General features: G+C 60.9%; 9 protein-coding genes. 8 read left to right on the top strand and 1 reads right to left on the bottom strand.

Annotated elements, in window-relative coordinates; translation table 11 throughout:
• Window positions 1–160: 160 nt before the first annotated feature.
• A complete protein-coding gene (locus tag ACYZTX_RS27620; protein ID WP_462037122.1) occupies window positions 161–2,110 on the bottom strand; it encodes a BCCT family transporter in 1,950 nt (649 codons plus the stop codon).
• Window positions 2,111–2,489: 379 nt separating this feature from the next.
• On the opposite strand from ACYZTX_RS27620, the gene betI reads away from it, so the two are divergent.
• The 8 genes from betI to ACYZTX_RS27660 all read left to right on the top strand — a co-directional run bounded on the left by betI (window position 2,490) and on the right by ACYZTX_RS27660 (window position 13,890).
• On the top strand, window positions 2,490–3,083 hold the full coding sequence (betI, locus tag ACYZTX_RS27625) for a transcriptional regulator BetI (RefSeq protein WP_462036667.1): 594 nt from the start codon (window positions 2,490–2,492) through the stop codon (window positions 3,081–3,083).
• Window positions 3,084–3,193: 110 nt separating this feature from the next.
• Complete coding sequence (betB, locus tag ACYZTX_RS27630; protein WP_462036668.1) at window positions 3,194–4,666, top strand: betaine-aldehyde dehydrogenase; 1,473 nt, start codon at window positions 3,194–3,196, stop codon at window positions 4,664–4,666.
• 155 nt (window positions 4,667–4,821) lie between these two features.
• The gene (betA, locus tag ACYZTX_RS27635) at window positions 4,822–6,525 is read left to right on the top strand and encodes a choline dehydrogenase (RefSeq protein ID WP_462036669.1); all 1,704 of its coding nucleotides are present in this window, start codon (window positions 4,822–4,824) and stop codon (window positions 6,523–6,525) included.
• A gap of 265 nt (window positions 6,526–6,790) precedes the next feature.
• Window positions 6,791–8,233: a TldD/PmbA family protein gene (locus ACYZTX_RS27640; RefSeq protein WP_462036670.1), complete on the top strand. Its 1,443-nt coding sequence runs from the start codon at window positions 6,791–6,793 to the stop codon at window positions 8,231–8,233.
• Window positions 8,233–9,570: a TldD/PmbA family protein gene (locus ACYZTX_RS27645; RefSeq protein WP_462036671.1), complete on the top strand. Its 1,338-nt coding sequence runs from the start codon at window positions 8,233–8,235 to the stop codon at window positions 9,568–9,570. The genes ACYZTX_RS27640 and ACYZTX_RS27645 overlap by 1 nt, the downstream gene beginning before the upstream one ends.
• A 111-nt stretch (window positions 9,571–9,681) precedes the next feature.
• Window positions 9,682–11,109, top strand: a complete 1,428-nt coding sequence (gene mdtD / locus ACYZTX_RS27650; RefSeq protein ID WP_462036672.1) for a multidrug transporter subunit MdtD — start codon at window positions 9,682–9,684, stop codon at window positions 11,107–11,109.
• 57 nt (window positions 11,110–11,166) lie between these two features.
• Window positions 11,167–12,552 (top strand): ATP-dependent RNA helicase DbpA, encoded by a 1,386-nt coding sequence (gene dbpA, locus ACYZTX_RS27655; protein ID WP_054044240.1) that lies wholly within the window; start codon window positions 11,167–11,169, stop codon window positions 12,550–12,552.
• Between the two features lie 159 nt (window positions 12,553–12,711).
• Window positions 12,712–13,890, top strand: a complete 1,179-nt coding sequence (locus ACYZTX_RS27660; protein ID WP_462036673.1) for a BaiN/RdsA family NAD(P)/FAD-dependent oxidoreductase — start codon at window positions 12,712–12,714, stop codon at window positions 13,888–13,890.
• Window positions 13,891–13,979 lie beyond the last annotated feature (89 nt).

The raw sequence follows: 13,979 nt of genomic DNA on the forward strand, positions 1-13,979 counted from the left end.
GGGACATCGGGTAAAGGGGCTTTGCTACTGATGGCCTCTTCGCGAGCAAGCCCGCTCCCACATTTGATCTGCGTCGTTCACAAATCCAATGTGGGAGCGGGCTTGCTCGCGAAGGACACGACGCGGTGCTTCAGACTGAAACACCGCGTTCTATCTAGTTTTAGCTATAGACCCGGCCAAGGAGCTGCCGATGGCTTTCAAACTGATCGAGCACGTCACGGGTGATCTGATCCTGAGTGAAGCCCATCAAGTCGTAATCCTGGCTGCCGTTGTGCAAGTACACCTCGGCGCGGTAGTAACGTGCGCGCGGTTCATCAGCACTCTCAGCCGAAACCGTGTCGCTCGCCGCTGCCAGATAGCCGTCCAGGCTCACTTCGTAGACAAAAGGGTTGCCCTCTTCCATCTCGATCCGCAGGCCCATGCAACGCTTGGCCTTGCCCAGCAACGTTTGCACATCCAGACCCTGAGCGCGCAGTTGCACCGTGGCCTCTTCCAGCGCCGGGCTGACTTGCTTGTCCATGAAGCGCTGAACGATCGACTGATTCGGCTGCAAGTCCAGCTGAGTCAAACGCTCGCTGAAACCACGACGACCGCGAGCTGCGAGTTCCGCTTGCTCCTGTTCGATCTGCACGTCCTGGCGCATGGCCTTGTGCAAGCCGAACATGAAGAACACCAGCACCACCGAGAACGGCAGACCGGCCAGCACTACCATGGTTTGCATGGCTTCGAAGTTACCGGCGAACAACAGGCCGATCGTCACCAGCGTAATCACCGCCGACCAGAAGATCCGCAGCCAGTGCGGCGCATCTTCGTCGACGTTGCCGCCCTTGCATGAAAGGTTGGCCATCATCACCGCACCGGAATCCGCCGGGGTCAGGAACAGCACGAAGCCGACAAAGATCGACACGCCAATCACAACCTTCGACGCCGGGTAATGCTCCAGCAACTGATAGATCGCCATGGACGGCTGTTCCAGCGCCGTCTTCCCGAGTTCCACCGCCCCGTGGTTCATCACCAGGTCCAGGGCCGAGTTACCGAAGATCGACAGCCACGCCAGGGTGAAACCCAGCGGGATCAGCAGCACACCGGCCACCAGTTCACGCACGGTGCGACCACGGGAAATACGCGCGATGAACATGCCCACGAATGGGGCCCAGGAAATCCACCAGGCCCAGTAGAACAGGGTCCACAGGCCCAACCAGCGGTCGGACTTCTCACTGTCGCCTTCGTAGACGTAGAGGTCGAAGGTCTTCAGCACTACGCTGTTCAGGTAGTCGCCGACGTTTTGCACGAAGCCGTTGAGCAGGTGCAGGGTCGGGCCGAACAGCAGCACGAAAATCAGCAGACCGCTGAACAGCACGATGTTCAGGTTGGACAGACGGCGAATACCGTTTTCCACGCCGGACACGGCAGCGATGGTCGCCACGGTGCTCATCACGATGATCACGATCAGCAGGTTGGTGTTGTTGTGCTCCATGCCGAACAGGTTTTCCAGGCCCGACGACACTTGCAGCGAACCAATCCCCAGGTTCGTCACCAGCCCCAGCAGGGTCACGAACATGCCAAAGCCGTCCACCGCATGCCCGGCCGCGCCTTTGACCCAACGCTCGCCCACCAATGGATACAGCGCCGAACGCAATGCCAGCGGCTGGTTATGGCGGTAAGCAAAATACGCCACGGCCAAGCCGACCAACGCGTAGATCGCCCAGCCATGCAGGCCCCAGTGCAGGAACGTCAGCTGAACCGCCTGACGTGCCGCGAGGTTGCTGCCGGCCACGCCTTCCGGCGGATTGAAGTAGTGGTCCAGCGGCTCGGAAGCACCGAAGTACAACAGCGAGATGCCGATACCCGACGAGAACAGCATCCCCGCCCAGGCGCCGTAGCTGAAGTCCGGGGTGTCGTCCTTGCTGCCCAGCTTGAGTTTGCCGTAGGACGAAAACGCCAGGCCGAGCACGAAGACCAGGTAAGCGGCGATCACCACCATGTAGTACCAGCCGAAGCTGCGGGACAACCAGGCCTGGGCAATACCAAGCAATCTGCCGGCCTCTTGCGGGGCGATGATCAGAATGGCGGTCAACAGCAGGATCAACGCGGTAGAGGTGTAGAACACCCAACCGTTGACCGTCACCTTCTCGGGTGGGGTCTTTATTAGAGAGGCAGAACTCATGGCACAGATGCTCCGGGCAGTGCGGGAGAAGAACACAAGGCAACGCGGTACCCGACCAATCGGTTAGTTGGCAGCCGACCGGCGGGTGATATAAAGACACCCCGAAAAAAGCCCGAAACCCGGGAGCGCCAGTGCGCGCGGGTTTCGAGCGTTTTCGGATGTCGTTTTTCCGCCAACTACACGTAGGAAAAACCTGTAGGCAGCGACGAATTGTCGCAGATCTTATTCTTTGTTGATTGAACGTTCAATCAAAACAAAATAGACTGGCCCTCAATCCGATAGACGTTTCACGTCCGCCGGAAGGCCTAAGGAGATGTGCAAGATGCCCAAGGTCGGTATGCAACCCATCCGCCGCCAGCAGTTGATCGAAGCCACATTGCAGGCGGTAGATCAGGTCGGTATGGGGGACGCCAGCATTGCGCTGATCGCCCGTTTGGCCGGTGTCTCGAACGGCATCATCAGTCACTATTTTCAGGACAAGAACGGCCTGATCGCTGCCACGGCGCAGTACCTGATGAGTGTCCTCAGCGAGAACGTCACCGCGCGCCGTCAGGCGCTGACAGATGACAGCCCACGGGCGCATCTGCAGGTGATCATCGAAGGCAACTTCGACGCCAGCCAGGTCAATGGCCCGGCAATGAAAACCTGGCTGGCCTTCTGGGCCACCAGCATGCACCACCCGTCATTGCACAGGTTGCAGCGGATTAACGATCACCGCCTGTATTCCAACCTGTGCTGCCAGTTCCGCCGTGTGTTGCCGCTTGATCAAGCGCGCATCGCCGCCCGCGGCCTGGCAGCCCTCATTGACGGCTTGTGGTTGCGCGGCGCGCTGTCGGGAGATGCTTTCGACACCGGGCAGGCGCACCAGATCGCTTACGAATACATGGATTTCCAATTGGCCAAGCAGGTGAGTTAGAGCACACATAAAACGCTCAACCCCTGAACTGCTGCTGATCGGTGTTGCCACAACCTTATGGCATCACCCCAGCGGCCTACGCCAACCACTTATGCACTTGCGAGGACACTATGGCCCGTTTCGAATTGCAAAAACTCTACATCGATGGCGGTTACTCCTCTGCCCTCGGCGACGCCACCTTCGAAGCCATCAACCCGGCTAACGGTGAAGTCCTCGCAACCGTACAGCGTGCGACCAAGGAAGACGTTGAGCGCGCTGTGGTCAGCGCTGAAAAGGGCCAGAAAATCTGGGCCGCCATGACCGCCATGGAGCGTTCGCGCATCCTGCGTCGTGCCGTGGACATCCTGCGCGAGCGCAACGATGAACTGGCCGCCCTGGAAACCCTGGACACCGGCAAGTCGTACTCCGAAACCCGTTACGTCGACATCGTCACCGGCGCTGACGTGCTGGAGTACTACGCAGGTCTGGTCCCGGCCATCGAAGGCGAGCAAATCCCGCTGCGCACCACGTCTTTCGTCTACACCCGTCGCGAGCCGCTGGGCGTTGTGGCCGGTATCGGCGCGTGGAATTACCCGATCCAGATCGCCCTGTGGAAATCCGCCCCTGCCCTGGCAGCCGGTAACGCGATGATCTTCAAGCCAAGCGAAGTCACGTCCCTGACGACCCTGAAACTGGCCGAGATCTATACCGAAGCTGGCGTTCCAGCTGGCGTGTTCAACGTGCTGACCGGCAGCGGCCGTGAAGTCGGCACCTGGTTGACCGAGCACCCACGCATCGAAAAAATCTCCTTCACCGGCGGCACCGACACCGGCAAGAAGGTGATGGCGAGCGCTTCCGCGTCTTCGCTGAAAGACGTGACCATGGAACTGGGCGGCAAATCCCCGCTGATCATTTTTGACGACGCCGACCTCGATCGCGCCGCCGACACCGCAATGATGGCCAACTTCTACAGTTCCGGTCAGGTCTGCACCAACGGCACTCGCGTGTTCGTACCGACTCACCTGAAAGCGGCTTTCGAAGCCAAGATCGCTGAGCGCGTTGCGCGCATCCGCATCGGCAACCCGGAAGACGAAAACACCAATTTCGGCCCGCTGGTCAGCTTCGCCCACATGGAAAGCGTGCTGGGCTACATCGCTAAAGGTAAGGAGGAAGGTGCTCGCGTTCTGTGCGGCGGCAGCCGTCTGACCGAAGGCGAATTCGCCAAAGGCGCGTTCGTGGCGCCGACCGTGTTCACCGACTGCACCGACGAGATGACCATCGTTCGTGAAGAAATCTTCGGCCCGGTCATGGCCATCCTGACCTACGACACCGAAGAAGAAGTGATCCGTCGTGCCAACGACACAGACTTCGGCCTGGCAGCTGGCATCGTCACCAAAGACCTGAACCGCGCTCACCGCGTGATTCACCAACTGGAAGCGGGTATCTGCTGGATCAACGCCTGGGGCGAGTCCGACGCCAAGATGCCGGTCGGCGGCTACAAGCAGTCGGGCGTGGGCCGTGAAAACGGCATCAGCTCACTGAACAACTTCACACGCATCAAATCGGTACAGGTCGAACTGGGCGATTACGCCTCGGTTTTCTAAGCCCCGGCTGAAAACCCTGTAGCAGCTGCCGAGGTACGAGGCTGCGTTGCGCGTCCGCAGGACCGCCCTCAGGGGGCCGCTGCGCGGCCCAACGCAGCCTCGTGCCTCGGCAGCTGCTACAGGCGACCTGACCACTTTCAAAGAGGGTGCATTTAATGTCCCAAGAATTCGATTACATCATCATCGGTGCCGGCTCGGCCGGTAACACCCTGGCGACCCGTCTGACTGAAGACGAAGGCGTCACCGTTCTGCTGCTCGAAGCAGGCGGCCCGGACTACCGCTTGGACTTCCGTACGCAAATGCCGGCCGCCCTGGCGTTCCCGCTGCAAGGTCGTCGCTACAACTGGGGCTACGAAACCGATCCAGAGCCACACATGGACGGTCGCCGAATGGAATGCGGTCGCGGCAAGGGCCTGGGTGGTTCTTCGCTGATCAACGGCATGTGCTACATCCGCGGCAACGCGATGGACTACGACAACTGGTCGAAACTGCCAGGTCTGGAAGACTGGGACTACCTGAACTGCTTGCCGTACTTCCGCAAGGCTGAAACTCGGGACATCGGCGCGAACGATTACCACGGTGGCGACGGTCCGGTCAGCGTGACCACGCCGAAAGCCGGCAACAACCCGCTGTTCCACGCGATGGTTGAAGCCGGCGTGCAAGCCGGTTACCCGCGTACCGAAGACCTCAACGGTTATCAGCAGGAAGGTTTCGGTCCGATGGACCGTACCGTGACGCCGAATGGCCGTCGCGCCAGCACCGCTCGCGGTTACCTGGACATCGCCAAGAAGCGCTCGACCCTGACCATCGTCACCCACGCCCTGACCGACAAGATTCTGTTTGAAGGCAAGCGTGCAGTCGGCGTGCGTTACTTGATCGGCGCCGCAGAAGAACGCGTTGAAGCTCGCGCCCGCAAAGAAGTGCTGCTGTGCTCCGGCGCCATCGCTTCGCCGCAGATTCTGCAACGTTCCGGTGTCGGCCCTGCCGAACTGCTGAACACGCTCGACATCCCGGTGGTCCACGACCTGCCAGGCGTCGGCGAAAACCTGCAGGATCACCTCGAGTTGTACCTGCAATACGCGTGCACCCAACCCGTCTCGTTGTACCCGTCGCTGCTCTGGTACAACCAGCCGGCCATCGGTGCCGAGTGGCTGTTTAACGGCACCGGCATCGGCGCCAGCAACCAGTTCGAAGCCGGCGGTTTCATCCGTACCCGCGAAGAATTCGATTGGCCGAACATTCAGTACCACTTCCTGCCCGTCGCGATTAACTACAACGGCAGCAACGGCGTGAAAGAGCACGGTTTCCAGGCGCACATGGGTTCCATGCGTTCGCCGAGTCGCGGTCGTATTCAGGCCAAGTCCAAGGATCCGCGCGAGTACCCGAGCATCCTGTTCAACTACATGGCCACCGAGCAGGACTGGCAGGAATTCCGCGACGGCATCCGCCTGACCCGTGAAATCATGCAACAGCCTGCACTGGACGCTTTCCGTGGCCGCGAAATCAGCCCGGGAATCGACGTGCAAACCGATGAGCAGCTGGACAAGTTCATCCGCGAACACGCCGAAACCGCGTTCCACCCGTCATGCTCGTGCAAGATGGGCACCGACGAAATGGCGGTAGTTGATGCCGAAGGCCGTGTACATGGCATGCAAGCCCTGCGCGTGGTCGACGCCTCGATCATGCCGATCATCACCACCGGCAACCTGAACGCGCCAACGATCATGATCGCCGAGAAAATCGCCGACAAGATCCGTGGTCGCCAGCCGTTGCCGCGCAGCACGGCCGCCTACTTCGTGGCCGGCGATGCACCGGTGCGTGGCAAGCCGCTGCGGGATGTGAGCCTGACTTCGCAGTAAGCCGCAACACCGCGGCGCTGCCTTCGCGAGCAAGCCCGCTCCCACATGTGATCTGTGTCGTTCACAAATCCAAAGTGGGAGCGGGCTTGCTCGCGAAGGGGCCCGATCAAACAGCACATCACTTCCAGCAACACACCGCGTAATCCTTTCCTACACCGCTCCGCCCTTGATCCTACCCCCGCCCAGGCCTAATCTAGCGCCACGCAAACGTTTCACCCCCTCGCAATACCGATACATCGCAACCCCATACCAAGGAGGTTCCCGAATGTTCGATTTCCACCCCCAGCTCAAGCAGCGCTTCGCTGCCTTGCGCACGGGCGCTGAATTCTTTTCGCTGCGTTATGTGCGCGAGTCCGGTCAGTACCTCTCAGTGCGCAAGAATGTTGCCGAACCGCCGAGCCTGAGCCGTGACGAAGGCGCGATGCTGACCGTTCGGGTCAACGGCGTCGAAGCCTACGCCGCGACCAACGACCTGTCCCAATCCGGCCTTCAAGCCGCGCTGGAGCGAGCCGAGCAGCAAGCCCGCCGACTCAAGCCCCACGCCCTGCTCGACCTGCGTGAGCAAGCCGTCTCCAGCGACCGCGCCGACTACTTTTCGCCGAATCTGGACCAACCCTTCCCGTCCCTGAGCGACTGCTACCAACTGCTCGGCGCCGAATCCGCCGCCGTGCCCAAGGACGAGCGAGTGGTGAACTGGCAGGTGAGCATCGGCATCACCCACGTCGAGCAGATCTACCTCAACAGCGCCGGCGCCGAACTGCGTCAGGCTCAACGTTTCGTCTACCCGGGTCTGGATGTCACCGCCTATGACGGCAGCGACAGCCAGACCCGCACCCTGGGCCGTGAAAACTTCGGCCAGCAAGGCGGCTTCGATGTGATCAGCCGCTGCGGCCTGGTGGGTGCCGGCCCGAAAATCGCCGACCAGGCGCTGCAATTGCTGCTGGCGCCGAACACCCCGCAAGGCCCGCGCGACCTGCTGTTGATGCCGGACCAAATGATGCTGCAGATCCACGAATCCATCGGTCACCCGTTGGAACTGGACCGCATCTTGGGCGACGAACGCAATTACGCTGGCACCAGTTTCGTCAAGGCAGAAGACTTCGGCCGCCTGCAATACGGCTCCAAACTGCTCAACGTGACCTTCGACCCGGACATCCCCGAGCAGCTCGCCAGTTACGGTCATGACGACGACGGCACTGCCGCGAGTAAACAGTTTCTGATTAAAGAAGGTTTGCTGCTGCGCCCACTGGGCGGTGCGCTGTCGCAATTCCGTGCCGGCATGGACGGCGTCGCCAACAGCCGCGCCTGTGGCTGGAACCGCCCGCCAATCGACCGCATGGCCAACCTGAACATCGAGCCCGGCGATCAACCGCTGGAGCAACTGATCGGCAACATCGAACACGGCATCATGATGTCGACCAATCGCTCGTGGTCCATCGACGATGCGCGCAACAAATTCCAGTTCGGCTGCGAATGGGCGCAGTTGATCGAAAACGGCGAACTCAAAGGCGTGGTGAAGAACCCCAACTACCGGGCGATTTCCGCTCAGTTCTGGAAAAGCCTCAGCGCTGTCGGCGATGCGAACACCGTCAAGGTTCTGGGCACACCGAACTGCGGCAAGGGCGAACCGAATCAGGTGATCCGCGTCGGCCATGCGTCGCCAGCCTGCGTGTTCAGCAATGTGGATGTGTTTGGGGGAGATGCCTGATGAGTACTTCAAAAAATCAGGCCGAGTCGTTCAAGGCTTTGGTCAACTGGCTGCGCGATGCGATTCGCGAGCCGGAACAGTTCACCCTCAGCTACGCCGCCGAGTCCTCGGCCTTCGTGCGTTTCAACCACGCCAAGGTCCGTCAGGCCGGGCAGGTGCAGCAGGCGAGCGTCGGTTTCAAACTGATCAATGATGGCCGGCATGCTGACCTCGACATCACGCTGGCAGGCGACCCCGACGTGGACGTTCAGCGTCTGGCCGAAGGGCTGCAACAGTTGCGCGAAACCTTGCCGCTGCTGCCGCAGGATCCTTACCTGCTGCTCAATCACAACGACTGGCAGAGCAAGAACGTGCAGGATCATCCACTGCCGGACACCGAGCAGGTTGTAGCCGAAATCACCCAGGCTGCCGAGGGACTGGACCTGGTGGGTTTTTATGCTGCCGGCCCGATCAGCCGCGGCTTTGCCAGTTCGTCGGGTGCGCTTGGATGGCATCAGGCCAACAGCTTCAACTTCGATTTCAGCCTGTTTCATGAAAACGGCCAGGCGGTGAAAGCCAGTTACGCCGGGCACGAATGGAGCAGTGAAGGGTTTACCAGGCGCTTTGCGCTGGCGCGCGAGCAGTTGGCGTTTCTAGGCAGACCGCAACGCACCCTTCCACCGGGTCAGTACCGTGCCTACCTGGCTCCGGCAGCCCTGGGAGAAATCATGGACATACTGGGCTGGGGCGGTTTTTCAGCACAGTCGATTGCCAGCAAAAACAGTCCGCTGCAGAAGCTTTACGCAGGCGACAGTTCGTTCAGCCCGTTGGTCTCGCTGGATGAGAAGATCAGCGGCTCCCTGAGCCCGGCATTTTCCGGCGAAGGTTATCCGCGCAGCGATCTCGGGTTGATCGTCGAAGGCAAGGCCGGCGCGCAACTGGTGGGCTCGCGCAGTGCTGCGGAGTATGGCCTGACCGCCAACGGCGCCAGCGGTGGTGAAATGCCGAGCGCGTTGAACATGGCGGCCGGCGAGTTGCCTGACGCAGAGATTCTCAAGCAACTGGGCACCGGGCTGTACATCAGCAACCTGTGGTACCTGAACTACTCGGATCAGCCGGCGGCACGCCTGACCGGCATGACGCGGTTTGCGACATTCTGGGTCGAGAACGGCGAGATTCAGGCGCCGGTGAGCACCATGCGCTTTGATGACAGCGCCTACAGTTTGCTGGGATCGCAGCTGGAGGCTTTGACCGAAGAGCGCGAGCTGATGTTGTCGGCGAGCACGTACAGTCAGCGGGCTACGGCCTCGGCGTTGTTGCCGGGGGGGCTCGTCAGCCGACTTACGTTGACGCTGTAAAAAGCTTCGCGAGCAGGCTCGCTCCCACAGGATGTTCGCTGTCCATGTGGGAGCGAGCCTGCTCGCGAAGAAGTCACCACGGACTATTTGATTCACACTGCAAGAGGTCCCATGCCCAACCGCCCGCCTCTCGACGCTGTCACCGCCCGCTGGGTTCCGTGGGTTGTCGCGATCGCTTTCTTCATGCAATCCCTCGACGGCACTATTCTCAACACCGCCCTGCCCGCCATGGCCCGAGACTTGGCTGAAAACCCCTTGCGCATGCAGGGCGTGATCATCGCCTACATGCTCACCGTCGCCTTGCTGATCCCTGCCTCAGGCTGGATCGCCGACCGTTTCGGCACCAAGAAAATCTTCTTCGGCGCGATTTTGCTGTTCAGCCTCGGCTCGTTGCTCTGCGCGCTGTCGAGTACCCTGAGCATGCTGATTGGCGCGCGTGTGATTCAAGGTCTGGGCGGCGCGCTGATGCTACCGGTCGGGCGACTGGTGGTGCTGCGCGCCTACCCGCGCTCGGAACTGGTACGGATCATGGGCTTCATCACCATTCCCGGCCTGCTCGGTCCGTTGATCGGTCCGACCATGGGCGGCTGGATGGTCGAATACCTGACCTGGCACTGGATCTTCCTGATCAACCTGCCGGTGGGCGCCGTCGGTTGCTACGCGGTGTGGAGGTTCATCCCCGACCTGCGTGGCAGCGAACGCACCCGCTTCGACAGCCTCGGCTTCTTGCTGTTTGGCGCGGCGATGGTGCTGATCACCATCGCCATGGAAGGCCTCGGAGAACTGCACCTGCCGCACTTGCGTGTGATGTTGCTGCTGTTCGGCGGCATGGCGTGTCTGGCGGCGTATTGGTTGCGCGCCGGGCACATCGATAATCCGCTGTTCGCGCCGTCGCTGTTCAAGACCCGGACGTTTGCCGTAGGCATCCTCGGCAACCTGTTCGCCCGCCTGGGCAGCGGCGCCCTGCCGTTCCTCGTGCCGTTACTGCTGCAAATAGCGCTGGGTTATTCGCCGTCCCAGGCCGGGATGAGCATGTTGCCGCTGGCGGCGGCAGCGATGGTCGCCAAGTCGGTGGCGCGACCGCTGATCGAACGTTTGGGCTATCGCATCGTGCTGACCGGCAACACCTTGGCGCTGGGGTTGATGCTGGCGAGCATGGGGTTGGTCAGCGAGCAAACGCCGTACTGGTTGCTGCTGGTGATGCTGTCGATCCTCGGCGCGATCAACTCGTTGCAGTTCACCGCGATGAACACCGTGACCCTGATCGACCTCGACGACGCCAGCGCCAGCAGCGGCAACAGCTTGTTGTCAGTGGTCGCGCAATTGTCCCTGAGCCTCGGCGTTGCCTGTGCCGGTGCGCTGCTCGGCGGGTTCACCGCAGAGGTTGGCAACGACGGCGTGGACACGGTTCTGGGGGCGTTCCAGCTGACCTTTGTAACGGTCGGAATCATGGCGATGCTGGCCGCGACGATCTTCTCCCAGCTCTCAAAGGAAGACGGACGGCGCGTCAAACGTCCGGAAGAGCACATAGAGCCTTAGGGCGAATGGCCGCGGGACTGATACACTGCGCGACATTTTGTTTTGCAGGCCAGTCCCGTGACCACCATCGCCACCGCTTTTAATACTTTGCCGCTGTCCGCCGCCATGCTGGCTAACCTCGACTCCCTCGGTTACGCCCAGATGACGCCGATCCAGGCGCAAAGCTTGCCGGTGATCCTCAAGGGGATGGACCTGATCGCGCAAGCCAAGACCGGCAGCGGCAAAACCGCCGCCTTCGGTATCGGCCTGTTGAACCCAATCAATCCGCGCTTCTTCGGTTGCCAGGCGCTGGTCATTTGCCCGACCCGTGAGCTGGCCGACCAGGTCGCCAAGGAAATCCGTCGCCTGGCCCGCGCCGAAGACAACATCAAGGTCCTGACCCTGTGCGGCGGCGTGTCGTTCGGCCCGCAGATCGGTTCGCTGGAGCACGGCGCGCACATCATCGTCGGCACCCCGGGCCGCATCCAGCAGCACCTGCGCAAAGGTTCGCTGGTGCTGCATGGCCTGAACACGCTGATTCTCGACGAAGCCGACCGCATGCTCGACATGGGTTTCTACGATTCCATCGAAGAAATCATTGCCCAGACCCCGGAACGCCGCCAGACCCTGCTGTTCTCCGCGACCTACCCGACGGGCATCAAGCAGCTGGCCGCGAAGTTCATGCGCAACCCGCAGATCGTGAAGGCCGAGGCATTCCACGACGACACGCAGATCGAGCAGCGCTTCTACGAAATCTCCCCGGAAGAGCGCATGAGCGCCGTAACCAAGGTGCTCGGCCATTTCCGCCCGGCGTCCACCGTGGCGTTCTGCTTTACCAAGCAGCAGGTTCAGGAAACCGTTGACCACCTGACCTCCAAAGGCATTTCCGCCGTCGGCCTGCACGGCGATCTGGAACAGCGTGACCGCGACCAGGTACTGGCGATGTTCTCCAACCGCAGTACTTCGGTACTGGTTGCCACCGACGTCGCCGCCCGCGGCCTGGACATCGATGCGCTGGACATGGTGATCAACGTCGAACTGGCCCGTGACTCGGAAATCCACATCCACCGCGTTGGCCGTACCGGTCGCGCCGGCGAGAAAGGCATCGCGATCAGCCTCGTCGCCCCGTCCGAAGCGCACCGCGCCCAGGCCATCGAGAAACTGCAACAGTCGCCGTTGAGCTGGGATCAAATCGACAACCTCACCTCCCAAGGCGGCGCACCGCTGCTGCCGGTGATGAGCACGCTGTGCATCGGCGCTGGCCGTAAAGACAAGGTGCGTCCGGGCGACATTCTTGGTGCACTGACGGGCGACGCCGGTATTCCGGGGGCTCAGGTGGGCAAGATCGCGATTTTCGACTTCCAGGCGTATGTGGCTGTTGAACGCGGGATCGCCAAACAAGCCTTGCAGCGCCTGAACGACGGCAAGATCAAAGGCCGTTCGCTGCGCGTTCGCATTTTGTAAAAGATCTTCTGCCCGACAGAGATCAAATGTGGGAGCGGGCTTGCTCGCGAAGGCGGACTGACAGACAACACCTATGTTGAATGTGCTGGCCCCTTCGCGAGCAAGCCCGCTCCCACATTGGTTTTTCGCTGAATTTGAATTTTGTATGAGGACACCGTTTTGCGCTCTACCGAAGTCGTGATCATTGGCGCTGGCGCCGCAGGTTTGATGTGTGCGCTGACCGCCGCCGGGCGCGGGCGCAAGGTGATGCTGCTCGACCATGCGAACAAGGCTGGCAAGAAAATCCTGATGTCGGGCGGTGGCCGCTGCAATTTCACCAACATGTACAACGAACCGAACAATTTTCTCTCGCATAACGAACACTTCTGCAAATCTGCCCTGGCTCGCTACACCCAGTGGGATTTCATCGGGATGGTCGCCAAACACGGCGTGCCCTACCACGAGAAAAAACTCGGCCAGTTGTTCTGCGATAACAAATCCAGCGACATCCTCGAGATGCTGCTCAACGAGTGCGATCAGGTCGGCGTCAGCCTGCACCTGGACACTTCGATTCAGACCATCGAGAAACTCGAAAGCGGTTACCTGCTGGACACCACGCTCGGGCAGCTGACCTGCGAATCGCTGGTCATCGCCACGGGCGGCCTGTCGATCCCGACGCTGGGTGCGACCGGTTTCGGTTATCAGGTGGCCAGGCAGTTCGGCCACGACTTGCTGCCGACCCGCGCAGGTTTGGTGCCGTTCACCATCACCGATCAGCTCAAGGAGCTGTGCACCGAGCTGTCGGGTACATCGGTGGATTGCCTGGTGAGCTGCAACGACCAGAGTTTCCGCGAGAACATCCTGTTCACTCACCGCGGCCTCAGTGGTCCGGCGATTTTGCAGATCTCGTCGTTCTGGGAATCCGGCGATACGGTGGAGATCAACTTGCTGCCGGATCACGACGTGCCGACCTGGTTGCAACAGCAGCAGGCCGAGCGTCCGAACAGCGAGCTGAAAACCCTGCTCGGTGAAATCTTCACCAAGAAGATGGCCAACCTGCTGGCGGACAACTGGTTCGTGTCCAAACCGATGAAGCAGTACACCCACGCGGAAATTGCCGACATCGCCGAAAAACTGGCGAGCTGGAAAGTCGTGCCGGCCGGCACCGAAGGCTACCGCACCGCCGAAGTGACCCTGGGCGGCGTCGATACGCGAGAAGTCTCGTCCAAGACCATGGAATCGCTGAAAAGCCCCGGCCTGTATTTCATTGGTGAAGTGCTCGACGTCACCGGGCATCTGGGCGGCTTCAACTTCCAGTGGGCCTGGGCCTCGGGTTACGCCGCCGCGCAATTCGTCTGACCACACCGCTCTGTGTAGGAGCTGTCGAGTGAAACGAGGCTGCGATCTTTTGACTTGGCTTTTTTAAGATCAAAAGATCGCAGCCTCGT

Source organism: Pseudomonas sp. MDT1-17, from assembly GCF_054898105.1.

What these genes read in the sequence shown, in the direction of transcription:
- betI (WP_462036667.1), top strand. Translation starts at nt 2,490, where the DNA reads ATGCCCAAGGTCGGTATGCAACCCATCCGCCGCCAGCAGTTGATCGAA.
- betB (WP_462036668.1), top strand. Translation starts at nt 3,194, where the DNA reads ATGGCCCGTTTCGAATTGCAAAAACTCTACATCGATGGCGGTTACTCC.
- ACYZTX_RS27645 (WP_462036671.1), top strand. Translation starts at nt 8,233, where the DNA reads ATGAGTACTTCAAAAAATCAGGCCGAGTCGTTCAAGGCTTTGGTCAAC.
- mdtD (WP_462036672.1), top strand. Translation starts at nt 9,682, where the DNA reads ATGCCCAACCGCCCGCCTCTCGACGCTGTCACCGCCCGCTGGGTTCCG.
- ACYZTX_RS27640 (WP_462036670.1), top strand. Translation starts at nt 6,791, where the DNA reads ATGTTCGATTTCCACCCCCAGCTCAAGCAGCGCTTCGCTGCCTTGCGC.
- betA (WP_462036669.1), top strand. Translation starts at nt 4,822, where the DNA reads ATGTCCCAAGAATTCGATTACATCATCATCGGTGCCGGCTCGGCCGGT.